At 34.6% G+C, this 23634-nt stretch carries 26 protein-coding genes; 21 read left to right on the forward strand and 5 right to left on the reverse strand.

The window, feature by feature from the left end; genetic code table 11:
- Positions 1–12: 12 nt before the first annotated feature.
- From BKH41_RS03165 to rimP, 4 genes are read left to right on the forward strand one after another with little or no spacing between them, the layout of a single operon-like run.
- Entirely contained in the window at positions 13–300 is a 288-nt protein-coding gene (locus BKH41_RS03165; RefSeq protein ID WP_095296991.1) for a DUF448 domain-containing protein, read from the forward strand.
- The gene (gene infB / locus BKH41_RS03170) at positions 282–2873 is read left to right on the forward strand and encodes a translation initiation factor IF-2 (protein WP_095296992.1); all 2592 of its coding nucleotides are present in this window, start codon (positions 282–284) and stop codon (positions 2871–2873) included. The genes BKH41_RS03165 and infB overlap by 19 nt, the downstream gene beginning before the upstream one ends.
- Positions 2874–2885: 12 nt before the next feature.
- A complete protein-coding gene (gene rbfA, locus BKH41_RS03175) occupies positions 2886–3260 on the forward strand; it encodes a 30S ribosome-binding factor RbfA (protein WP_095296993.1) in 375 nt (124 codons plus the stop codon).
- The gene (gene rimP, locus BKH41_RS03180) at positions 3253–3690 is read left to right on the forward strand and encodes a ribosome maturation factor RimP (RefSeq protein ID WP_095297237.1); all 438 of its coding nucleotides are present in this window, start codon (positions 3253–3255) and stop codon (positions 3688–3690) included. Before rbfA ends, rimP begins: the two co-directional genes overlap by 8 nt.
- Positions 3691–3711: 21 nt before the next feature.
- Here rimP and queC read toward each other — a convergent pair whose 3' ends face one another.
- Positions 3712–4398, reverse strand: a complete 687-nt coding sequence (gene queC / locus BKH41_RS03185; RefSeq protein WP_095296994.1) for a 7-cyano-7-deazaguanine synthase QueC — start codon at positions 4396–4398, stop codon at positions 3712–3714.
- 67 nt (positions 4399–4465) lie between these two features.
- Between queC and BKH41_RS03190 the strand changes: the two genes are divergently transcribed.
- The 3 genes from BKH41_RS03190 to mnmA all read left to right on the forward strand — a co-directional run bounded on the left by BKH41_RS03190 (position 4466) and on the right by mnmA (position 8351).
- On the forward strand, positions 4466–5746 hold the full coding sequence (locus tag BKH41_RS03190; RefSeq protein ID WP_095296995.1) for a hypothetical protein: 1281 nt from the start codon (positions 4466–4468) through the stop codon (positions 5744–5746).
- A 358-nt stretch (positions 5747–6104) separates the two neighbouring features.
- On the forward strand, positions 6105–6974 hold the full coding sequence (locus tag BKH41_RS03195; RefSeq protein ID WP_095296996.1) for an outer membrane beta-barrel protein: 870 nt from the start codon (positions 6105–6107) through the stop codon (positions 6972–6974).
- A gap of 348 nt (positions 6975–7322) precedes the next feature.
- Positions 7323–8351, forward strand: a complete 1029-nt coding sequence (gene mnmA, locus BKH41_RS03200; RefSeq protein WP_095296997.1) for a tRNA 2-thiouridine(34) synthase MnmA — start codon at positions 7323–7325, stop codon at positions 8349–8351.
- A 22-nt stretch (positions 8352–8373) separates the two neighbouring features.
- Here the strand turns inward: mnmA and BKH41_RS03205 are convergent, their stop codons facing one another.
- Together BKH41_RS03205 and BKH41_RS03210 are read right to left on the reverse strand one after the other, a co-directional pair.
- The gene (locus tag BKH41_RS03205; protein WP_095296998.1) at positions 8374–9312 is read right to left on the reverse strand and encodes a transglutaminase-like domain-containing protein; all 939 of its coding nucleotides are present in this window, start codon (positions 9310–9312) and stop codon (positions 8374–8376) included.
- Between the two features lie 149 nt (positions 9313–9461).
- On the reverse strand, positions 9462–10907 hold the full coding sequence (locus BKH41_RS03210; protein WP_095296999.1) for a catalase: 1446 nt from the start codon (positions 10905–10907) through the stop codon (positions 9462–9464).
- A gap of 157 nt (positions 10908–11064) precedes the next feature.
- On the opposite strand from BKH41_RS03210, the gene BKH41_RS03215 reads away from it, so the two are divergent.
- The 14 genes from BKH41_RS03215 (at position 11065) to fliY (ending at position 22567) form a co-directional block, all read left to right on the forward strand.
- On the forward strand, positions 11065–11994 hold the full coding sequence (locus tag BKH41_RS03215) for a ribose-phosphate pyrophosphokinase (protein WP_095297000.1): 930 nt from the start codon (positions 11065–11067) through the stop codon (positions 11992–11994).
- A gap of 7 nt (positions 11995–12001) precedes the next feature.
- Complete coding sequence (locus BKH41_RS03220; RefSeq protein WP_095297001.1) at positions 12002–12850, forward strand: ATP phosphoribosyltransferase regulatory subunit; 849 nt, start codon at positions 12002–12004, stop codon at positions 12848–12850.
- 11 nt (positions 12851–12861) lie between these two features.
- On the forward strand, positions 12862–14103 hold the full coding sequence (locus BKH41_RS03225) for an adenylosuccinate synthase (protein ID WP_095297002.1): 1242 nt from the start codon (positions 12862–12864) through the stop codon (positions 14101–14103).
- Entirely contained in the window at positions 14100–14525 is a 426-nt protein-coding gene (locus BKH41_RS03230) for a flagellar export protein FliJ (protein ID WP_095297003.1), read from the forward strand. Before BKH41_RS03225 ends, BKH41_RS03230 begins: the two co-directional genes overlap by 4 nt.
- On the forward strand, positions 14522–15214 hold the full coding sequence (locus tag BKH41_RS03235) for a MotE family protein (protein WP_257875390.1): 693 nt from the start codon (positions 14522–14524) through the stop codon (positions 15212–15214). Before BKH41_RS03230 ends, BKH41_RS03235 begins: the two co-directional genes overlap by 4 nt.
- Before the next feature lie 70 nt (positions 15215–15284).
- The gene (aroQ, locus tag BKH41_RS03240) at positions 15285–15824 is read left to right on the forward strand and encodes a type II 3-dehydroquinate dehydratase (protein WP_095297004.1); all 540 of its coding nucleotides are present in this window, start codon (positions 15285–15287) and stop codon (positions 15822–15824) included.
- Positions 15805–16857, forward strand: a complete 1053-nt coding sequence (locus tag BKH41_RS03245) for an aminopeptidase P family protein (protein WP_095297005.1) — start codon at positions 15805–15807, stop codon at positions 16855–16857. The genes aroQ and BKH41_RS03245 overlap by 20 nt, the downstream gene beginning before the upstream one ends.
- A 29-nt stretch (positions 16858–16886) precedes the next feature.
- Positions 16887–17372 carry a 2-amino-4-hydroxy-6-hydroxymethyldihydropteridine diphosphokinase gene (gene folK / locus BKH41_RS03250; RefSeq protein ID WP_095297239.1) on the forward strand — a complete coding sequence of 162 codons (486 nt, stop codon included), beginning with the start codon at positions 16887–16889 and terminating at the stop codon, positions 17370–17372.
- Entirely contained in the window at positions 17369–18775 is a 1407-nt protein-coding gene (flhF, locus tag BKH41_RS03255) for a flagellar biosynthesis protein FlhF (RefSeq protein ID WP_095297006.1), read from the forward strand. The genes folK and flhF overlap by 4 nt, the downstream gene beginning before the upstream one ends.
- Positions 18772–19629 (forward strand): MinD/ParA family protein, encoded by an 858-nt coding sequence (locus tag BKH41_RS03260; RefSeq protein WP_095297007.1) that lies wholly within the window; start codon positions 18772–18774, stop codon positions 19627–19629. Before flhF ends, BKH41_RS03260 begins: the two co-directional genes overlap by 4 nt.
- Positions 19630–19638: 9 nt before the next feature.
- Positions 19639–19974 carry a hypothetical protein gene (locus tag BKH41_RS03265; RefSeq protein WP_095297008.1) on the forward strand — a complete coding sequence of 112 codons (336 nt, stop codon included), beginning with the start codon at positions 19639–19641 and terminating at the stop codon, positions 19972–19974.
- Between the two features lies 1 nt (position 19975).
- Positions 19976–20680 (forward strand): RNA polymerase sigma factor FliA, encoded by a 705-nt coding sequence (locus tag BKH41_RS03270; RefSeq protein ID WP_095297009.1) that lies wholly within the window; start codon positions 19976–19978, stop codon positions 20678–20680.
- Positions 20673–21734, forward strand: a complete 1062-nt coding sequence (gene fliM, locus BKH41_RS03275; RefSeq protein ID WP_095297010.1) for a flagellar motor switch protein FliM — start codon at positions 20673–20675, stop codon at positions 21732–21734. The genes BKH41_RS03270 and fliM overlap by 8 nt, the downstream gene beginning before the upstream one ends.
- A complete protein-coding gene (gene fliY / locus BKH41_RS03280; protein ID WP_095297011.1) occupies positions 21734–22567 on the forward strand; it encodes a flagellar motor switch protein FliY in 834 nt (277 codons plus the stop codon). The genes fliM and fliY overlap by 1 nt, the downstream gene beginning before the upstream one ends.
- A gap of 18 nt (positions 22568–22585) precedes the next feature.
- Here fliY and BKH41_RS03285 read toward each other — a convergent pair whose 3' ends face one another.
- Entirely contained in the window at positions 22586–22909 is a 324-nt protein-coding gene (locus BKH41_RS03285) for a multidrug efflux SMR transporter (protein ID WP_095297012.1), read from the reverse strand.
- A 1-nt stretch (position 22910) separates the two neighbouring features.
- Positions 22911–23528 carry a TetR/AcrR family transcriptional regulator gene (locus BKH41_RS03290; protein ID WP_095297013.1) on the reverse strand — a complete coding sequence of 206 codons (618 nt, stop codon included), beginning with the start codon at positions 23526–23528 and terminating at the stop codon, positions 22911–22913.
- Positions 23529–23634 lie beyond the last annotated feature (106 nt).

Genomic DNA, 23634 nt, shown 5'->3' on the forward strand with positions numbered 1-23634 from the left:
TTTGGTATAATTATGGGTCAATTGATAGATTTTAGAAAGTTCTCATCTCAAAATGCTGTCAGAATGTGCGTTTGTTGCCGCCAGCGTTTTATGCAAAGCGAGCTTTTCAGGCTTCAGATAAATAACGCAGGGATTAAGCTATTTGACGGGAATGGCAGAAGTTTTTATTTGTGTGAGAAGTGTATCAATAGCAGTAAAATTATCATAAGTTTGACTAAACTCAAAAACGCCCCCAAAGACAAAAATATTATCAAAGAGCAGATAGAGGAGATTAGAATTAAATGGCAAAAGTTAGATTGACAGAGATTGCAACTGAAGCAGGTAAGAGCTCAAAAGAAGTGTTGGAAAAAGCTAAAGAAATGGGCTTGAATGTCAAAACCGTCTCAAGCGGTTTGAGTGACGAAGAGGCTGCTTATCTGTATGAATATATCACTACCGGAGTCAATAATCATTCCAAAAATATTTCTAAAGCTAAAGTTGTTAAAGAAGTGAAAAAATCACAGGTCAAAGAGACAAAAACTTCCGTAAAGGAAACAAAGACCAAGAAAAATTTTGAAGAAACTTCTGAGTCTAAAGCGTCTGAAACAGAGCCCCAACCCCAAGAGTCTGTAACTTTAGAAGAGACAAAGCCTATTGTAGAGAAAATTGTAACCCAAATTCAAACAGGTGTCGCTAGAAGAACGGGTATTCGTATCGTCAAAAAGGGGAACGATGAAAAAACTCCTGCTGTTACAGAATCTAAAAAATACCAATATGCTCCTTCTGCTCAAGAGATGCTTGAAGAGTTGAGAAATGAACAGGAAAAGGGAACTAAAAAATCCAAAAAACCCCTTAAGCCTAAAATCCATAATACTCACAAGATTAAAGAGCATAAAATAGATTTGCTTAGTGATAGGGATTTGAAAGAAGTGGATGCATATGATGAAGAGCAAAATGAAATTATGCTTTTTGATTTGCACCAGCAAGATATTCGTGATGAAGAAGAAGAAAATCAAGTTAAACAAGCGATTACAGATAGGATCAAGGTTCATAAAAAAAATCCTTGGATGAGCGATGGGAGCATTAAAAGAAGCACAAAAAGGAGAAGACCTCCTAAACAAGAAGCTTTAGTCAAGGTTGCTCAAAGTGTCATCAGTATTCCTGAGGAAATCCGCGTGTATGAGTTTGCTGATATTGCTGGCAGAAGTTTGGCAGAAGTTGTGAAAGTCTTATTTAATCTTGGAATGATGGTAACCAAAAATGATTTTTTAGACCGAGATGCGATTGAGATTTTAGCAGATGAATTTAAAATAGAGGTTTCAATTCAAGATACTTCTGGAGAGCTTGAATATGTAGAGCAACAACAAGTTTCAGATACATTAAAAGAACGTCCGCCTGTGGTAACGATTATGGGTCACGTCGATCACGGAAAAACTTCTTTGCTTGATAAGATACGAGATACAAGAGTTGCAGGAGGTGAGGCAGGAGGTATTACCCAACATATTGGGGCTTATATGGTTGAGAAAAATGGAAAAATGATTTCTTTTATTGATACTCCCGGTCACGAAGCTTTTAGTCAGATGAGAAGTCGCGGGGCTCAAGTTACAGACATTGCTATTATTGTCATTGCTGCTGATGATGGGGTAAAACAACAAACGATTGAAGCTTTTAATCATGCTAAGTCTGCAGGGGTGCAAATTATTGTTGCAATGAATAAAATGGATAAGGAAAATGCTAATCCCGATAAGTTGAAAGCTGAATGTGCCGAGCTTGGATTCAATCCAATTGATTGGGGTGGGGAATATGAATTTATACCAATTTCAGCAAGAAGTGGGGAGGGTATTGATCGTTTGCTTGAAACAATCTTAATTCAAGCTGAAGTAATGGAATTAAAAGCTGATCCTTATGCAAGTCCTAGAGCTGTTATTTTAGAAGGTAGTGTTGAAAAAGGAAGGGGTCCTGTAGCGACATTGATTGTTCAGAATGGAACCTTAAGGGTTGGAGATTCTATCGTTGCAGATACAGCTTTTGGGCGTGTGCGAGCTTTAATTGACGATCAAGGCAGGAGTGTTAGCGAGTTATCTCCTTCGTGGGTTGCAGCCGTTACAGGTTTATCAGAAGTACCGAGTGCAGGTTGTATCCTTATGGGCGTAGAAAATGATTCTATTGCAAAAGAATATGCCCAGAAAAGAGCGACTTATTTGCGTCAAAAAGAATTGAGCAAAAGCACAAAAGTTTCTTTTGATGAGCTTTCACAAATGGTTGCCAAAGGACAGCTTAAATCTATCCCAATTGTAGTAAAAGCCGATACACAAGGAAGTTTGGAAGCTATTAAGGCGAGTTTGCAAAAACTCAATAATGATGAGGTTGAAATTAATATTATTAGTAGCGGGGTAGGCGGGATTACTGAAAGCGATATTGCATTGGCGGCTGCAAGTAGTAATTCTTTGATTTTGGGTTTTAATGTTAGACCGACAGGAGTAGTCAAGATTAAGGCAAAAGAGTTGGGCGTTGAAATCAAAACTTATTCGATTATTTATGGGCTTATTGATGATGTAAAAGCTTTGGTTTCAGGATTGATGTCCCCACTTATTGAAGAAGAAAATACTGGTCAGGCAGAAGTTAGAAATACTTTTATGATTTCAAAAATCGGGACGATTGCAGGTTGTATGGTTACAGAAGGGATCATTGCTAGAGGTATCAACGTGCGTTTGATACGCGATGGGGTTGTTATTCATACAGGGGCGATTGCTTCGTTGAAACGTTTTAAAGACGATGCTAAAGAAGTTGCTAAAGGTTATGAATGCGGGATAATGTTGGAAAATTATAACGATATTCAAGTCGGGGATATATTTGAAACTTATAAAGAGGTTCAAAAGGCTCAAGTGATTTGAAAAAGAGAATTGATGGATAAAAGTATTCGTTTGCAACGCACAGAATCGGTTTTAAAAGAAATCCTCCAAGAGGCTCTTTGTTCTTTGGGAGATATAAAGTTGAATGCTTTGGGGATTACAAATGTAAATTGCTCAAAAGGCAAATACTATGCAGAGGTTTTGATCCATCCTGATTTTCATACGCAAGATGAGCAAAAGCAGATTTTATCAAGTCTCAAAAAAGCAGAAGGTATTTTGAAAGAATATGTTTTAAATTCTAGCGGGTGGTATAAATGCCCGAGATTGAATTTTAGCTTTGATGATAGCTTGGAAAAAACCAAAACTCTTGATGATATTTTTGCTCAAATTGCTAAAAAGAAGAATGAAGGAAAAGTAGATGATTCATAAAGAGCTTGAAGATAAATTGGAGCAAATGATTCAAACCTTAGGATGCGAGCTTTATGATATTTCTTTTTTGAAAGAAAATAACATAGATATTTTAAGGGTCAGTATTATGGCTAAAAACGGCAATACGACACTTGATGTTTGCCAAGAAGTCAGTGAGTTGATTTCGCCGTTGCTTGATGTGTATGATCCTATCAGTATGAAATATACTTTAGAGGTGAGTTCTCCAGGAGTGGAGCGTTTATTGAAGACAACAAGACATTTTAGGCATTCCATAGGCGAGGAAGTATTTGTAAAAACGATGGATAAAGAAGAATTCGAAGCTATTCTTAAGAGTGCAGATGATAAGGGTGCAGTTTTTGAGACTGAAGCAGGAGAGAAATTTTATCCTTTTGAGGATTTGAAAAAAGTCAAGACTATTTTTCGATGGTAGGCAAAGAGTTGATTCTTGTTTTCAGTGTTGATGGGCATAGGTTTTGAGATATTTTTCATAAGCTTTTTTGCGTAGTATGCACGCGTTACATACTCCACATCCATAGCCCCATTCTTGATAATTGCTTCTATTGCCTTCATAGCAAGTATGCGTGTCTTCAAGCACGATTTGAAGTACTCCTAAATCTTTTGCAAGCGCAAATTCTTTGGCTTTATCAAGATGCATTAGTGGTGTATGGATTTGAATATTTGTTTCAGAACCGAGATTTAAAGAATTTTCAATGGCATCAATAAAGTTTTCTCTGCAATCGGGGTATCCGCTATAGTCTTGTTCTGAAACCCCTAATGCAATATGTTGCGCCCCGATTTTTTGAGCAAAACTATGAACAATCGTGATAAAAAGGGCATTGCGATTAGGCACAAATGAAGCGGGTAAATTTGAGTTGGTCAAATGAGGGTCATTGATATTTTTTTGGTTGTTTTGCAACAATGCAGACTCTACAATTTGGGAAAAAAAACTTATATTGATAATATGAAAGGGCAAGGAAAGTTTTTGAGCGATGAGTTTTGCTTGCGTAAGCTCAATTTTATGTTTTTGATTATAATCAAATCCTACCAGTACGACCTCATCAAATTCTTTTTTTGCCCAAGCTGCCACTGTTGTGCTGTCTTGCCCTCCGCTAAAGCTTACAACGCATTTTCTTGCCATTATTTTCCTTCATTAAAATCAATTTTAGAGCTTTGATATAATACAAATAATTTCTTTAAGGATAAAAATGTTCGCGATCAATTTGCCCTCAAAAGTTCAAAAAATAATCAAAACATTGGAGAATAATGGATTTGAAGCTTTTGTAGTCGGGGGTTGTGTGCGTGACAGCTTGCTCAAAGAAAAATTTTCAAGATTTGCGAATCTCATTCCCAAAGATTGGGATATTGCTACATCTGCAAAGCCTTTTGAGGCAATGGGGGTTTTGAAATCTGCAAAGTTCTTAGTTGTTCCCACTGGTATCAAACACGGAACAATTAGTGCAATTGATGGAAAAAAAGTTTATGAAGTCACCACGTACCGCATTGATGGAGAATATGAAGACTATCGCAAACCTAAGGAAATTTTTTTTATTCAAAATCTTTTGCAAGATTTAAGCAGGCGGGATTTTACATTCAATGCAATGGCTTATCATTCTACTTTAGGGCTTGTCGATCCTTATGGGGGGCAAGGGGACTTGGAAGAGGGGTTGATTGCCGCAGTTGGAGACCCACATAAACGTTTTCAAGAAGATGCATTGAGGATTTTGCGCGCTTTAAGATTTGCTTCAAGATTTGGTTTTAAAATCAGTGCTTTGACTAAAGAGGCAATTTTTTCTCACCAAAGACTTTTAGATTTTATTTCAAAAGAACGTATCAGAGAGGAATTTAATGGCATACTTTGTGGAGAATTTGCAGAAGATATATGTAAGGAATATGTCCAAATTATCTCTTTTATTTTTAAAAATATTGGTGTTGATTTTGAAAAAAATATTTCTGTTTTTGAAGTTCTAAACCATTGTCCCAATGATTTTTGTATCCGAATGGCAGCTTTGTTTTGCACTATAAAAAAACCTAAAGAATCACTTCAGGATTTTTTGGAAGAATTTAAATATGATAAAAAAACGCGAAAAACCATTATTGAACTTTTTCAATACGCTTCTTTGGATTTTTCCACTCAAGAAAACCAGATAAAAAAACATTTGCAACTTTTAGGAAAAGAGAAATTTAAAATGCTTTTGGAGCTTAAAATTGCTCAAGCTAAAGCATTTGCACTTACTGATAGAATTGAAAAGTTTTATGAAATTAGTGTAAAATCTCAAAAGATTTTACACAATCAAGAGGCGTTTATGCTTCAGGATTTATCAATCAATGGGAATGATATTAAAAAATTAGGGATTCAAGAGGGAAAAGAAATAAAAATAATACTTGAATACGCCCTTGATGGGGTGGTTAATAAGAAAGTGCCAAACTCTAGAGATGCTTTGATTGTTTTTATCAAAAATTTTATTCAATCAAATATTGGTTCCTAAGATAGACATCAATCAAAGAGAGTTGTAAGTATATCCATTGAAATCGGAAATGAAATTAAATTTAGTAGAACAAATACTAAAAATCAATCCACACAAAACAATCCCAATTAAAGCAAAAATTCAAAAAAATCGACAATTCTTCAGGTAAATTCCCTTCCACTCAAAAACAAATGGATTTTTGTAAAGCCATTGCAAAACCTCTAAATATCAATTTACCAAAAAACTTAGGCATCAAAAAATTCAATGAAAAATATGCAATCTTTTTCCATTTTTTTATCCTTTAAGTCTTGACTGGGGGGGGGGGGATAAATGATAGAATTCATAGTTAATATTTATTAAATGAACCTAAGGAGGTCGTATGAAAAAAATGGTTTCAGCTTTAAGTGCAATGAGTATTTTTTTAATTTCAAATAGTCTATATGCAGATGATATTGATGAACAAATCCAAAAACTTGAAAAAGAAAATAAGCTTTTAGAATTAAAACAAAAGCAAAAAGAACTTCAAGCAGGAGTAACAAATCAAAATCAAAACGATAAAGCAAATCAATCTAAAAATGCAAAACAAAATTCGAAAAATGGTTTTTCAGTGGGGATTGAGGGGACTCTTGGAAGCGTTGATGATGAATTGTATGACTTTAATCGTACATCAAAAGCAAGAGTATCCACAACTTCAGATACCTCTACTTCTTTTGATTTAGGTTTAATGATGGGTTACCAACATTATTTTGGGCAGAGCCAAAGACACGGTATCAAGGTTTCAGGGCATATTTATTCAGGGTTTGGAAATAGTTGGGTAAAAAGTGGTTCATCAAGTGCAGGAAGTCAAGATCAAGTCGCCAAAGTTTCCTATATTCCAATTAAAATCGGGCTTGATGTAAAATATCTATGGGATTTTTTAGAAAGAGGCAAGCACACTTTGGGATTAAATGTGGGAGTGGGATATCAAGAAGATATGTATGTTAGTGGGAAGCTAGAAGACCAGAGTCCAAACAGTAACACTCAAGATTTAAAATTAAATTCCATTTTTTCGGGCAATGTCTATCCTGTAATCGGATTGCATTATTATTATTCACACCACCAGTTTGAGTTGATGTGGAGAGGCGGAGGGGCTTTGATTGGAGTGAGCAGTGAATCAGAAACTTTAAATAATGCTGAATCCAATGACTATATAAATCAAAAAATACTTTCACGCTCCTATCTGACATTTAATTATGCCTACAGGTTTTAATCCTAATCAATTCTTTTTTTATACACCTATAACCTATTATGTGCCTATCTTATGTATGGCACATATAGGTATTTCAATCATAAAATATAAATATTTCAAATATTTTAAAATCTCAATCTTTTCTTTTATAGTTTTAAATATTTTAATCAATACCAATAACTTAAAACTGATTTTATTGAAAAATAAGCTTATAGCCTTATATGGGGTTTAAAAATTCGAAAAATATGACAAAAACGTTGCATAAATAAGCTTTTTCATTCTATAATTTCAGGGAGCAAATAATGCAAAATTTTTGGCTTAATGTTGTTTTTTAGATGATAAAAATTATTTAGATTTTAAGGAAATTTAATGAAAGTAGCACTTTTAATGAGTGGAGGTGTGGACAGTTCTTATTCGGCCTATTTGTTAAAAACTCAAGGTTATGAAGTTTTAGGTATTTATTTGAAGCTTCATGACAAGGAAGCAAAGCACCAGATGTTTTTAAGAAATTGTGAAAAGGTTTCTAAAAATTTAGGTTTTGAATTCAAAGTTATTGAAGCACAAGAAGAATTTAAAAAATCTGTTTATGATGAATTTGTGCAATCCTATAAGCGAGGTGAAACTCCAAATCCTTGCGCATTGTGCAATCCGCTGATGAAGTTTGGATTAGCAATGGATTATGCCTTGAAAATGGGTTGTGAAAAAATAGCTACAGGTCATTATGCAAGAATAGAGGAAATTGGGGGTATTAAAAGGATTCGAGAGGCAAAGGATAAAACCAAAGATCAGAGTTATTTTTTATATGCAATTTCGCAAGAAGCCATCAATCGTTTGATTTTCCCGCTTGGAGATATGCTCAAAGAGGAAGTGAAGCCCAAAGCTTTTGAAGTGATGCCTTGGCTTGGGTCTTTAGAGACTTATAAGGAATCTCAAGAGATTTGTTTTGTTGAGACCGATTATATTGATATTTTAAAAAAACACACACAAGTTGAAGAGGAGGGGATTGTCAGGAATGCTGCTGGAAAAGAGGTTGGGAAGCATAAGGGTTATATGCAATATACGATCGGAAAACGCAAAGGCTTTAGCGTTAAAGGTGCGCACGAACCTCATTTTGTGCTTGGGATCAACCCGGAAAAAAATGAGATTATTGTGGGTAAAAAAGAAGATTTGGCAACTAATCGTGTCGAAGCTATCAATAAGTCCTTACTGCAAAATTTTAACGGGGGAGAATTTAAGGTAAAGATTCGCTATCGTAGCACTCCTTCAGAGGCCAAAATCATTATTGATGGAGATAGAATTATCGCCGAGCTTAAAGAACCTGTTTATGGAGTTGCTAAGGGACAGGCGTTGGTTGTTTATCAAGATGATAAAGTGTTGGGAGGCGGGGTGATTATTTAATCTCTTAAGGGGGTATGACCCCTTAAGAGAGTTGTTTATAAGAGATGTTTTGAATGAAGTGTTTTGATTCATAATAGCTTAATTTATCTCCATCTACAAGTGCAAAAGCATTATCAAAAGAGTTTAAAACGGATTTTTCTATTTTGATGTCTCTTTCATAATTGAGTAGGACAAAATTTCCTAGCCATTGTTGAGATCCCTCAAGGGTCGGGTTTTTTATGGGTGCGATTACATCATAAGGTACCCATCCTTTTTGTTTGAGATAAACTTCAGCTTTTGATGTAAAAGAGATTTGATGATGATTTAAATCAAGGCCAAAAGCTTCTTTGGATGGAATTCCACAAGCTCTGCATAAAGATACAAATAAAGTTGTTGCACTGATATTTTCACCTGAGAAAATAACTTTTGAGTCTTTGGTTTGGATTTTTCTAATCCCTTTCATATTTTTTGCATTTTGATAATCTAAATTGTTTTTGATCCAAGCATAGATATTTTGAACTGTTTGTTGATCATTGGTTGTTTTTAGTTTTAAAGCCAGCTCTTTGATGGATCCATCGGTTCTGATATAGCGAGTAGAATGGAGAAAGGTTTGCAGATTTTCTTTGGAATTTAGAGAGTTTTTAGAGTTTCTTTGGGTGAGCAAAAGATCCATTTGGATTGAAATATTTTTTGGTTTTTTTTCTTGGTTGTATTGAGCATATACGATAGGCACTCCATTTTGGCTGTAGGTTTTATGGAGATCATAATTCCCTTGTATTTTTATTTTGCTAGGTTGCTGAAAGTCTGCAGTTATTGGCATTGGAATCCAAAGTTTTACTTCTTGGGCGGAGTCAAAGTTTATTTGATATGAAAGATCAAGAGAAACTTTTTTTGTTTTTGAGGTATTTGCATTCAAGATGCTTGAACTCATTAAAATACCTGTTCCCAAAATACCGGTTTTTATGAAATCTCTACGTTTCATTTTTTTATCCTTTAATAAAAAATATCTATAAATATATTATATTAATTAAAATACTCAATTAATAAAAATTATTTTTTGCAAATTAAAGAGTTTTGAAATGGAAATTTTATAGAGATACCCGCGTTAAGGGGTATCTGAGTTTAGAAAATTTAGAGTACAAGCTCTTCGACTCTTTTTCCATAGGCAGGATCTGCTTTTTTGAAGTGTTCGATTTGGCGTTTTTTAATATCTGTTGGTACGCCTTCCATAGCTCTTTTGATATTTTGACAAAGCCTTTCTTTTTCCTCTGGAGTCATCAAGCGATACAAATCTCCTGGTTGGGTGTAATAATCGCTGTCATCTTCTCTGAAGTTATAGTCATAAACCTCTGTTTCTTTTTCAAGTTTGCTTAAATCAAGCTTAGGTTCTTTGGCATTAGGATCTTCTTTATAGCCTGGGAATGAACTTGGAGTGTAGTTGATCATTGAGCCGTATGCACCATTTTGCATAAATCCATCACGCGCAGTTGTATGGAATGGGCATCTTGGGGCATTGACTGGCAATTGAGTATGATTAACGCCCAATCGATATCTTTGAGTATCTCCATAAGAGAAGAGTCTGCCTTGAAGCACTTTATCGGGGCTGTAGCCGATTCCTGGTACAATATTTGCAGGATTAAAGGCTGCTTGTTCAATTTCTGCAAAATAATTTTCAGGGTTTTTATTGAGTTCTACGATCCCTACTTCAATTAAGGGATAATCTTTTTGACTCCAAGTTTTTGTGAGATCAAACGGATGAAAACGATAAGTTTTAGCGTCTTTTTCGGGCATTATTTGTACGCACATTCTCCATTTGGGAAAATTGCCTTTTTCAATGTTTTCAAACAAATCTCTTTGATTGGATTCGCGATCATGAGCGATAATGGCAGCAGCTTCCTCATCGGTCAAATTTGCAATCCCTTGCATTGTTTTCAAGTGGAATTTAACCCAAAATCTTTCATTTTTAGCATTGATAAAGCTGAATGTATGGCTTCCAAATCCGTGCATATGGCGGAAACTTTTTGGGATTCCTCGATCGCTCATTACGATGGTTACTTGATGGAGAGATTCGGGGTTTAAGCTCCAATAGTCCCAAGCTGCTGTTGCACTTCTGAGATTTGTTTTAGGGTCACGTTTTTGAGTGTGGATAAAATCTGGAAATTTTAGTGCATCACGAACGAAAAATACGGGAGTATTGTTTCCTACAAGATCCCAGTTGCCTTCTTCTGTATAATATTTCATTGCAAAACCTCTAGGATCTCTCTCAGCATCAGCAGCCCCTCGTTCTCCTGCAACGGTTGAAAACCTGAATAAACAAGGAGTTTTTTTACCTACTTTACTAAAAATTTTTGCTTTAGTGTATTTGGTAATGTCGCCTGTAACGGTAAAAGTTCCATAAGCCCCGCTTCCTTTAGCGTGAACAACTCTTTCAGGTATTCTTTCGCGGTCAAAATGAGCTAGTTTTTCCAAAAACCAAGTGCTTTGGAGAAGCATAGGCCCTCTTGGGCCGACTGTAACAGAGTCTTGATCATTCCCAATGGGGGTTCCTGTTGCATTAGTTAATGTAACGTTTTTCATTGCATGTCCTTTTGATTTTTATGTACGATTTCAGTATAGTGAATAATTATAAACAAATAATTATTATTAATTAAATTATTTTTGTTTTTCAGTAAGACTTTAACTGATATTCTTTATAATCTTATGAATGCAAATTTTTGTTCAGGATTGAAGCGAAATGCGAGGATTTAAAATTTTTACAGGAAGTGCGCATCCAGAGTTTAGCAAGGAATTGGCTAAACATCTCGACGCAGTGGTTTCAAAGGCGACACTCAATCGTTTTAGCGATGGTGAGATCAATGTGCAAATCAGCGAATCAGTTCGTGGCAAAGATGTTTTTATTATCCAGCCCACTTGTGCTCCGGTTAATGACAGTTTGATGGAGCTTTTGATTATGACAGATGCATTCAGACGGAGTTCGGCTAACTCAATCAATGCTGTCATCCCTTATTTTGGCTATGCTAGACAGGATAGAAAAGCTGCACCTAGAGTTCCTATAACTGCAAAACTTGTGGCAAATTTGATGGAAAGCGCAGGGATTGATCGGGTGATTACGATGGATTTGCACGCAGGACAAATTCAAGGTTTTTTTGATGCGCCTGTTGATAATCTATATGGTTCAATTGTTTTTAGAGATTATGTGCGTTCTAAAAGATTTAAAAATCCTATTATCGCGAGTCCGGATATAGGAGGGGTTTCAAGGGCAAGGTATTTTGCCAATCAACTTGGAATGGATTTGGTCATTGTGGATAAAAAGCGTGAAAAAGCAAATGTCAGTGAAGTAATGAATATTATAGGAGATGTTGAAGGCAAAGATATCATCTTGGTTGATGATATGATTGATACAGCCGGAACGATGTGTAAAGCCGCAGATGTCTTAAAGTCTAAGGGTGCGCATTCAGTGATGGCTTTAGGTACGCATCCGGTGTTAAGCGGACCAGCTATTGAGAGGATTGAAAAAAGTGCATTGGATGAGGTTGTAGTGAGCAATTCTATTCCATTGAGACAACAATGCTCAAAAATCACGGTTTTGAGTGTAGCTCCTTTGTTTGCTGAAGTGATCAGAAGAATTTATCATAATGAAAGCGTAAATTCTCTTTTTATATAGGATAGATATGATTTTAGAACACGAAATACCTCAAGGGACAAAACTGCACTTTGGTCTTTCGGCCAAAATTAAGCGCAGGATAGAAAATCTTGCTTGCGAAGTTTTTTACCAAAATGGTTTTGAAGAAATTTTGACACCTTTTTTTGTTTATCTGGAACACCAAAAAAATTTTTCAAATCGTAACATTATCCGTTTGAGTTCTCAAAATAATCATCAAATATCTTTGCGCTATGATACTACCATCGATGCTATTAGAATTATAACAAAGCGTTTGGGCAGGACTACTGATCAGAAAAAGTGGTTTTATATACAGCCTGTTTTCAGTTATCCCACAAATGAGATCCATCAAATCGGTGCAGAATGTTTAGATGTCGATGAAATGTCTAAAATACTTTGCTTGAGCGTAGAAATTATGAATAAGCTTGAAATTACGCCTATTCTACAGATTTCAAATGTGAAGATTTTGAAGCTGTGTGCACAGGATTTAGGTGTGGATATGCCAACATTTAGAAAAATGCAGATTGAAGACATCTTAAAATCGGGTAGTTATCTTGTAGATTTGCTTAAAATTCAAACTAAAGAGGATTTGGAAAATTTTGTGCCTCGCGCTCCTAGTTTTTTAAAATCAGAACTTGTGGCATTGTCTGAAAGCGCAAGCTATTGCAATTACAAAAAGACGATTTTTTCTCCTCTTGATTTTGCTCCAGTTGATTATTATAATGATTTGGTTTTTAGGATGTTTGAAGGAAACCATACGTTTCTTTTAGGGGGAAAATATACGATTGAGGGGATTCAATCTTGCGGTTTTGGAATTTATACCGATGATGTTGTTGATTATTTGATAAAAATATTTTGAAGGAAATTAGGATGGCAGATCTCGTAGTAGGGATTCAGTGGGGAGATGAAGGGAAAGGTAAGATTGTTGATAGGCTTGCTGTGAATTATGATTATATTGTAAGGTATCAAGGTGGGCATAATGCTGGGCATACGATTGTTGTTGGAGGAAAAAAATACGCCCTGCATTTGATGCCTTCAGGTATTTTGTATAAAAAATGTAAAAATGTGATTGGGAATGGGGTTGTTATTGCTCTAGATGCATTGTGCAATGAAATGGATCAATTCCAAGATTTAGAGGGTAGGCTTTTTATTAGTGATAAAGCCCATATCATTATGCCTTATCATCAAATCATTGATAAGGCTAGAGAAAAATCTCTCAGAAATGCCATAGGAACAACCTGTAAGGGAATAGGTCCTTGCTATGGGGATAAGGTTGCTAGAAGTGGATTTCGAATTAGAGATCTGAAAGATATGGCGGCATTAAAACAAAAAATTCAATTTCATTTGGAACAAATTGCTTATTTGCAAGATTTATATCAGGTGCAACTTCCTTCTTCTAAAGAGATTGAAAACTATCTTCAAGAGTATGCTTCTAAAATCTTGCCTTTTGTAACCGATACGACTAGATTGCTTTGGCAAGGTATTGATGAAGGGAAAAAGATTTTGCTTGAAGGGGCACAAGGCAGTATGCTTGATATTGATCACGGGACTTATCCTTTTGTAACAAGTTCGACAACTACTGCATCTGGGGCGTGCAGTGGTAGCGGGCTGAACCCTAAAGATCTTGACAAAATCATCGGTATTTCCAAAGCCTACTGCACTCGTGTAGGGAATGGTCCTTTTCCTACCGAAGATTTTGGGGATATAGGAAAATTTTTACGTGAAAAAGGTGGCGAATTTGGGGTGACTACAGGCAGAGCAAGAAGATGTGGTTGGTTTGATGCTTTGAGTGTTAAATATGCCTGCAGAATTAATGGTTGCACCGAACTCAGCTTGATGAAGTTGGATGTATTGGATGGCTTAAAGGAAGTAAAGGTATGCATTGCTTATAAATATAAAGGTCAGACAATTGATTATGTCCCAAGTGATTTTAATGGTTTGGAGCCTGTTTATAAGACCTATAAAGGTTGGAATAAAACGGCTGGTGTTCGTCACTTTTCAGATTTACCCCAAGAAGCCAAAGATTATATTTCAGATTTGCAGGAGTTGGTAGATACAAAGATTTCTATTGTTTCAACGAGTCCAGAGAGAGATGATACAATTGTCTTATGAAAACAAAATTTGATTCGCTCCTTAAGCTTAAAAAACAAGCCCTAGATAAAATAGAAAGAGAAATCATTAAAAATAATTATTTAATTACTGCTAAATATCAGGAATTAAATACCCTTATGGTTGAACTCAGTGAAGTTTGCATTCCTCAAGTTGGAAATTATTGGGATTTTAAAAGAACTGGCGAAATAAAAAAGATATTGATTTATCAAATGGATTTTATCAAAGAAGAAATATCGGGACTAAGGAATATCGCTAAAAAACTTCAAGGATTTTATAGGGCAGCTTCTGTTGAATATGAAAAAATAAAATATCTCCAAGAAAATGAAATTAAAAAAATATTAGGACATTTAAAAAAATCAGAGATAAAAAATCTTGATGAGGTTGCTTTGATGCTTTTTACTTCAAACAAAGAGAACATATGATAAAAAATCTTCTAAATATTGCATTGTTTGCATTATTCATTCAGAATGCTATGGCTCAAGAAATTGCCTTGCCAGATACTTCTCAATCTTCTTCACAACTTTTAAATTGTAATGCTGTCTTTGAATCTAGAAAAAATGAAATCAAAGAGCAACTAAGAGAACTTGATGAAAAAAATCAGGCTATGGAAGCTCTTAAAAACGCAACTCAAAATATTTTCAATCAACGTGAAACTAAGTTGAAAGAAAGAGAAAATGCTTTGAGTTTAAAACTAAAAGAAATTGAAGACAAAGAAGCTAAGCTCAAAGCGATGAATGATGAAAATGAGGCAAAAATAAAAAATCTTATTAAAAAAAATGAAGAGGTATTAAAAGAAATTGATCAAGCCAAAAATAATAAGCTCGCTCAAACTTATGCCAAGATGAAAGATTCTAAAGCTGCTCCTATCATTGAAAATCTTCCTGATATGGAAGCTGCTGCTATTTTATTTTCTCTTAGTGCCCAAGATATGGGAAAGATATTGGCTAAAATGAATCCTAAAAAGGCTGCAGAGCTTACTGAAATCCTAAAAAAAGGTCCTCCGTTTAAGGAAGAAAAAAAGGTTTTACCTAAAAAAACACAAAATCAGGAGATACCTAATGAATTGTCTCCTAAAAATGAGGATACAAATACTCAAGATTCTTCAATATAGCTTTTGGATTGTATTTTAATCCGAATTATGTTATATTTAAGGAAATATAATTTTTAATTTAGGAGAAAAGATGAGAATTTTAGTTATACAAGGTCCTAATTTGAATATGCTTGGACATAGAGATCCTAGAATTTATGGCACAATGACATTGGAGCAAATCCATGAGAATATGAAAACTTTTGCAAAACAGAATAATCTTGAACTTGATTTTTTTCAAAGTAATTTTGAAGGAGAAATGATTGATAAGATTCAAGAATGTGTAGGTAGTGACTATGCTGGAATTATTATGAATCCAGGAGCATATTCTCATACTTCGATTGCGATTGCAGATGCGATTATGGCAGCAGGGGTTCCAGTTATTGAAGTCCATTTAAGCAATATTCACGCTAGAGAAGAATATAGAAGACATTCTTATACAGGGGCAGTCAGTGCTGGAGTTATTGCAGGATTTGGTGCTTTTGGATATCATATGGGAATCATTGCGATGTTGCAAATTTTAACTGAAATTCAGACAATCAGGGAAGCCCAAGCTGCCCAAGCTAAAAATGCTTCAAGCGATGCAAAAATTGAAGTAAAAACCGAAACCAAAAATGAAAAAAAAGATAAATGACGAATCTTATCTTACTCTAGATGAAAATGCCCAATATTTTGAATGCGGGTATAGTTGTGATAACGGGTTGTTTTTAAAAATTGGGGATAATAGGTTTTTTATAACTGATTCCCGATATACCCTTGAGGCAGAACAAGAAGCGATTGAAACAAGAATTGTGGAATCAAGCGATTTATTTCGCACAGCAGCTGATATTATAAATAAAAATTCTGTTAAAGATATTGTTTATGATCCTAATCAGATTACAATAAGTGCTTTTGAAAGATTAAAATCTCATCTTGATTCAAAAAAAGAGTTAAAGGGTTCTCCTAATTTTCATCGATTCAAGCGGATTATTAAGACCGAATCTGAAATTAAGCTGATTCAAAAATCTCAGAAACTCAACAAAGAGGCCTATAAAAATTTTGCTAAGTATCTTAATGAATGCAAAATTCATTTAAGCGAGCAGGATTTATACTACTTCTCCCAGCAATTTTTAACCCATAACGGCAAATATGATCTTAGTTTTAAACCTATTCTTGGAATCAATGCAAATGCTGCTAAACCTCACGCTTTGCCAAGCAAAAAAGACAAAATTAAATATGGCGATCTTTTATTGTTTGATGCAGGTATCAAATACCAAAGATATTGTTCAGACAGAACAAGAACAGCTTTTTTTGACAAAAGCGGGATTGTTTTTAAAAAATGTCAGAATTTTAAAGATAAAGATTTGCAAAAAATTTATGACATCGTTTTGTGTGCTCAAGAGAAAACTATTAAGCTTTTAAGAAGTGGGATGATGGGCAAAGAGATTGATGGGATTGCTAGAGGGGTGATAGAAAAATCTGGTTATGGAAAATATTTTGTTCATAGCACTGGGCATGGGATTGGGCTTGATATTCACGAATTACCCTTTATTTCTCAAAAAAGCGAAACGGTTATAGAAGATGGGATGGTGTTTTCAATTGAGCCTGGAATTTATATTCCAAACTTTTATGGGGTGCGCATTGAAGATTTGGTGGTTGTGAAAAATGGCAGAGCAGAGGTTATTTGACCTTTGAGAAATGCGCGATATTGCTTAAAATGAGAACTCTAATTTTTACTGATTTTTTTCCTTACAGAGTTTTTTTGCCCCACTATTTTACCAATACTGTTACTCTTGGAATAGGGGGAAATGTTGGTAATTGTGAAAAACGTTTTAAGGAACTTTGGAGATGGTTTAGCTCCAATAAAAATTTTTCTTTTTTGGCTTCTTCTCCTATTTATAGAAATCCGCCTTTCGGATATGTTTATCAAGAAGATTTTTATAACGCTACCATTACGCTTTCTACTAATTTGTCCATCGTTGAGCTTTTTGGACTTGTTTTTTATTTAGAACGCAGATTTGGAAGACCTAAGAAAAGAGCGTTTAAAAATTCTCCAAGGACTTTAGATATAGATATAATCTTTTTTAATGATTTGATTTTAAAGCGTCCTTATCTTAAAATACCGCATCCAAAATGGCATCAAAGAGAGTCAGTTTTGATTCCTCTTTTTTTAGAATACTTAACCCAAAAGGGATATAAATGAAACTTTATACTTATGGTGGAGAAACGGCTGCAGAGGCTTTAAAAACTGCTCAAAGCAAACACGGTGAAGACGCTTTAGTGGTTAAAACGCGAGAAATTAGAAAAAAAACAATGACTCAGCCTGGTCTTTATGAAATTGTTGTAGCCGTTGAAAGTGATGATGCCGATGAAAATTCTCCTGAAACAAGCTTGGAAGCACCAAAGTCTAAAAACAGCATCCAAAAGCGTTTGGATGAGATTTTAGAAAAAAATATGGAAAAAAAGAAAAAAGAATCAAGAAATTCTTATGATGATGTCACTATCCAGCTATCTGATGCAGTTAGAGAAATCAGCAAAATCGCAGGCACAGAACCTTCTAAGTCTGCAATTAAAAAGGAATCTGTTATTGTTCCTGATATGTCAAAAAGCTTGGATTTAAGATTGGAAAATAAACTAATTCGAAAACAAGAAGACAGAATAATCAACCAACAAAATGATACTAAAGAGCTCAAGCATATCAAAGTCGAACTTGATAAGATAAATGATAAGATTAAATTAATACAAAATATGTTTTGGGATGAAAAAGCTCCTAGAGAAGAAACCCCTCAGATACCCCAAGAGTTTGCCGAAATTTATCGCCTAGCTAAAAACAGCGGGATGAATAAAATCCATTTGGATGAAATTATGAAGTTGAGTTTGGAATTGATGCCTCTTAAAATGAGAGAGAATTCTTTGACGATTAAGCGCTATTTTCGTGAAGTGTTGCGGAAAATGATTTATTGTCGCAGCGAACATTTGGATATGGGAGCAAAAAAAATCATTATGTTGGTTGGTCCGACTGGAGTGGGGAAAACCACCACACTTGCAAAGCTTGCTGCGCGTTATTCAAAAATGCTTGACAAAAGATATAAAGTTGGCATTATCACACTTGATACTTATAGAATTGGAGCGCTTGAACAGCTTACTTGGTATGCAAGGAAGATGAAAATCAGCATAGAAACTGTGATTGAACCTGAAGATTTTTTGAAAGAAATTGACACATTGCGTTATTGTGATTATATCTTGGTAGATACTGCAGGGCATTCCCAGCACGATAAGCAAAAAATCAATATGTTAAAAAAATTTATCAATAATGATTACAAAATTGATGTTACCCTTGTGCTTTCAGCTACAACTAAATATGAGGATTTAAAAGATATTTATAATTCTTTTGGAGAGCTTGATATTGATACTTTAGTTTTTAGCAAACTTGATGAAAGCAGAGGTTTGGGCAATTTATTTTCTTTGGTTTATGAGAGCAAAAAGCCTGTAAGCTACCTTTCAATTGGGCAAGAAGTTCCGATGGATTTGATGGTGGCAACAAATGATTATTTGGTTGATTGTATGTTGGATGGTTTTTCAAATCCTAATCGAGCGTCTAAATGAATCAAGCCAGTAATTTAGAACATTTGATGAAAACTTCTCCTCAAAAAGGAAAAACAAAATTTATTGCCATTACAAGCGGTAAGGGAGGGGTTGGAAAATCAACGATTAGTGCTAATCTTTCTTATACTCTTTTTAAGATGGGTTATAAAGTCGGGGTATTTGATGCAGATATCGGGTTGGCAAATTTGGATTTGATTTTTGGAGTCAAAACAAATAAGAATATTTTGCACGCCTTAAAAGGAGAAGCCAAGTTTGATGAGGTGATTTATCCTATTGAAAACGGTCTATACTTAATTCCTGGGGATAGCGGAGATGAGATTTTAAAATATGCCAATCAAGATATTTTAGATGAGTTTGTCGATGGAAGTGAGATTTTGGACAGCTTAGACTATATGATCATTGATACGGGAGCAGGAATTGGGGAGGTAACCCGAGCTTTTTTGAATGCCAGCGATTATGTTGTGGTTGTAACTATTCCTGATCCTGCAGCAATTACAGATGCCTATGCTACGATTAAAATCAACTCTAAAATCAAAACAGAGCTTTTTGTGATTGTAAATATGGCAATTTCCCAAAGAGAAGGAATGGGTGTTTTTGAGAAGATACGGAATGTTGCTAAGAAGAATTTGCCTGATTTAGAATTAAATTTTTTAGGTTGTTTGCAAGCTGGTGATTCTGTTAAAAAATCCACAAAATATCGCGAACTTCTTTGCAAGGTTGAGCCTCTAAATAATTTTTCATCTTCTATGAATCAGATTGCGAAGATGATTGTTTCAAAAGTGGAACAAAATGTGCTTCAAAATCCGAAAGAAAGCTTTGCAGGGTTTTTTAAAAGGATATTGGGATATTTATAAGGAACGCAGATGAGACCAAATAACTTCATTAATTTTTCTGTTGTTTTTGGATTTTTTGTGGGGCTGGTTTTTGCCATTGCAAAGTTTAATGAACCTGAAATTATTTTATTTTGGACGATCATTTCAACGATAGGATTTTATTTGATCACTCTTTTTTGTGCTTCAGCTTATATTTGGTTTATTGATTTTGACAAAACATTATTTAATAAAGCCCATCTTGAGAAAAAATTAGAACATTTTGATCGCGAATTTGATATGCGAGAGAAAGAAGCTGCTAACATTCGCCGCTATATCGGGAATTCTGATTTTGCAGAAAATAAACTTCTTTCAACTCAGGCAAAATAAAATGAATAAAAAAAATATGCAAGGCTACAACCAGAATATTAAATATTCTCAAGATGAGCTTGCAATGCAGTATTTGCCCGCAGTTCGTTCGATGGCCTATCGTATTAAAGAGCGTGTTCCTAGTTCGGTGGATCTGAATGATTTGGTATCTGTTGGCACTGAAGAACTCATTAAGCTTGCTAGAAGGTATGATAATAAACTCAATGATTCTTTTTGGGGATATGCTAAAACTCGTGCTAATGGTGCGATGCTTGATTATTTAAGATCGCTTGATATTGTTTCTAGGGCTTCTAGAAAATTGATAAAATCCATTGATTATGAAGTTTCAAAATATTTTAATGAATATCACGAAGAACCCAGTAATGAATATTTGGCAAAAGTTTTGGGTGAAGATGTCGATAAGATTAAAGAGGCTAAGATTGCTTCTGATATTTATGCTTTGGTCCCCATTGATGAACAATGCAATATCATTGAGCAAGAGAATATTTTAGAAAAACTTGAACACGAAGAGCTTGTAGGGATTATTCAAGAAATTTTAAAGACGCTTTCAGAGCGAGAACAGCTGATTATTCAATTATATTTTTTTGATGAGTTAAATTTGAGTGAGATTAAAGAGGTCTTAAATATTACCGAATCAAGAATTTCTCAGATCATCAAGGAAGTTATTAAAAAAATAAGAAAGTCTTTAGGAGAAAAAAATGGCTGATATATTGAGTCAAGAAGAAATTGATGCGCTCCTTGAAGTGGTTGATGAGGGTGATGATGCTGAAGTTTTGCAAAAACATGACATTGTTCATCAAAAACAAGTAACTCTATATGATTTTAAGCGTCCCAATCGCGTTAGCAAAGAACAACTTCGAGCTTTTAGAAGTATCCACGACAAAATGGCTAGAAGTCTTTCAAGCCAGATTTCTGCAATTATGAGGAGTATTGTTGAAATTCAGTTGCACAGCGTTGATCAGATGACTTATGGGGAATTTTTGATGAGTTTGCCAAGCCCTACAAGTTTTAACGTGTTTTCTATGAAACCTATGGATGGAACAGGGGTTTTAGAGATCAATCCAAGCATTGCTTTTCCTATGATTGACAGACTTTTGGGGGGCAAGGGAGATCCTTATGATCATTCAAGAGAATTTAGTGATATTGAGTTGAATTTGCTTGATACCATACTCAGACAGATTATGCAGACGCTTAAGGATGCGTGGTCTCCGATTACTGAAATTTTTCCAACCGTCGATGCGAAAGAATCTAGTGCAAATGTTGTTCAAATCGTTGCTCAAAATGAAATTGTTATTATGGTCGTGATGGAGATTATTATCGGACATAGTAGCGGGATGATGAATTTATGTTACCCTGTAATTTCTCTTGAAACTATACTTTCTAGGCTTGGAGGCAGGGATTTGATGCTTTCTGAAACCAGCTCAAAGAAAAGTCGTAACAAGGAACTTCAAGCCTTAGTGGGTGGAGCAGGTGTGAATATTTCGGTATTTTTAGGAGGAGTCAGATTGACCTTAAAAGAAGTGTTAGATTTGATGGTTGGGGATATCATTCGTTTGGATAGGGCAGCTGATGATACCGTTGTTGTGAATGTGGATGGAAAAGAGAAATACTTGGCGAGTGTGGGACTTCAAAGATATCGAAAGACGATTAAAATTAAAGAAATCATAAAAACCGAAAAAGATAAAGTCAAAGAAATTCTTGAAATGCTTGAAGCGCAACGAAAAAGCAAGGTAAATGATATGGAAGAAGAGGAAGAATAATGAATGATTTTATAAAAATTTTTACTCAAGAGACCATTTCTACGATAGAGGGGCTTACTGGTTCTTCTCCTGATATTGCCAATATTAAAACAGATTACGCGACCTCTATTGCTTTGCCTGTTCCTTATGCAATAACTTATATCGCAGTTTCTGGAGACTTGAGTACAAATGTTGCTTTAATTATGCCTGTTGAACTTGCAACGGCTTTGGCAGATTTAATGGTTGGCGGGGAGGGTGCGAGTAAGGGCGAAATGGATAGTGATGATTTGGATGCGGTTAAAGAGATCAATTCAAATATATTTGGAGCAATTTCAACCTCTTTGGGTTCTCAAAAAAATCTTCCCAAATTGAATTTTTCTTGTCGTAATATAGAATTTGTAATCACTCCGATTGATTTAGGGCTCTATGATAAGGAATATGAGTTTTCTTTTTCGCTCAATACAATTAAATCTAGTTTTGTTTTTTTGACAACATCAGATTTTACGAGTATGTTTGATAATATTCAGCCTCAGCCGACGAATGCCTCTTCTGAAGTTTCTCAAAATCATTTACTCAATCAGGATGAAATCAAAAATATTGGAATGCTTCTTGATGTGAAGCTTAATGTCAAAGTCAGGATTGGTCAAAAAAAGATGCTCTTAAAAGATGTTATATCGATGGATATCGGTAGCGTTGTCGAACTTAATCAACTTGCCAATGATCCTTTGGAAATTCTTGTAGATGACAAAGTGATTGCTAAAGGAGAGGTTGTGATTGTGGATGGAAACTTTGGCGTACAGATAACAGATATTGGGACAAAAAGAGAGCGTTTGGAGCAACTTAGAAGCCAGTAAAACCTTGAAGGTTTTTGCTTAGTTTTTTGAAATCAATTTTAACCCCACTAGACCAATTAAAATCAGTGCTAAAAAAAGAATCTTCAAAAAACTCACTTCTTCTTTGAAAATAAAGATTCCTGCTAAAGTGATGATTACAAGTCCAAATCCTGCCCAAGAAGCGTAAGCGATACTCAAATCAATACCTCTTAGTGCATACCAAAAAAATGTGAAAGAAATGATAAACATCAGGACAAAAATTCCAGTATAAATATGGTTTCCTGTATTAGCTGCTTGTTTGAGCGATGTTGTCCCTATTGTTTCAAAGATAACTGCGATTGCTAAAAATATCCAATATTTCATTTTAATTCCTTTCGGTATTTTTTTCTAAAAGATCACAAATTGCCTCAATAAAAATCAAAATTTCTCTATTTTTGATTTTCCAATGTTTTCTCATATCTCTTTTTCCATCTGATAAAATTTCATAACAAAGAAAAAAACTATCAATGCCAAAAGATAGAAATTCACTCATTGCAAGCGCATTTTCTAATCTTTTTTTACTTGCGATATCAGTATGGAAGCTTTGGGTAATTAAGTATTTAGTATCTTCCTTGATTTTTTTGATGTGTTGTTTAAAAAGCTTATTTTGGGTATTGAGAGTATATGAAAAAAAGTCGGCATAAAATTCACAAATTTCAAAATTACGTTTTTTTGTAAAACAATAAATATCAAAAATGTGCATCAATTTTTCTCTTAAAGTCTTTGAGCTGTAAAGTTGATTTTCCAATCTTATGCGATAAGTTTCAGACAAACTAGAGAGAATTTCAAAAATCAATTCATCCTTGCTTTTGAAATAATAGTAAAAGACACCTTTTGGAATTTTTATTTCATTTAAAAAAGCATTCAAAGAAAAATTGCTGATTTTTGTTTTAAAAATTATCTTTGTAGCATTGAGAATAATTTCTTGTCGTTTATCTTGCATATGAATGATCCTTTAGACAGGTTATTGTAGAAAAAAATTTTTAATCAAAAATAAACCGATGGTCTAAAAGATTTAATGAATAATCCCCATACTCTTAACTCATTGG

It is taken from the genome of Helicobacter sp. 12S02232-10 (assembly GCF_002272895.1).
GTDB lineage: Bacteria > Campylobacterota > Campylobacteria > Campylobacterales > Helicobacteraceae > Helicobacter_J.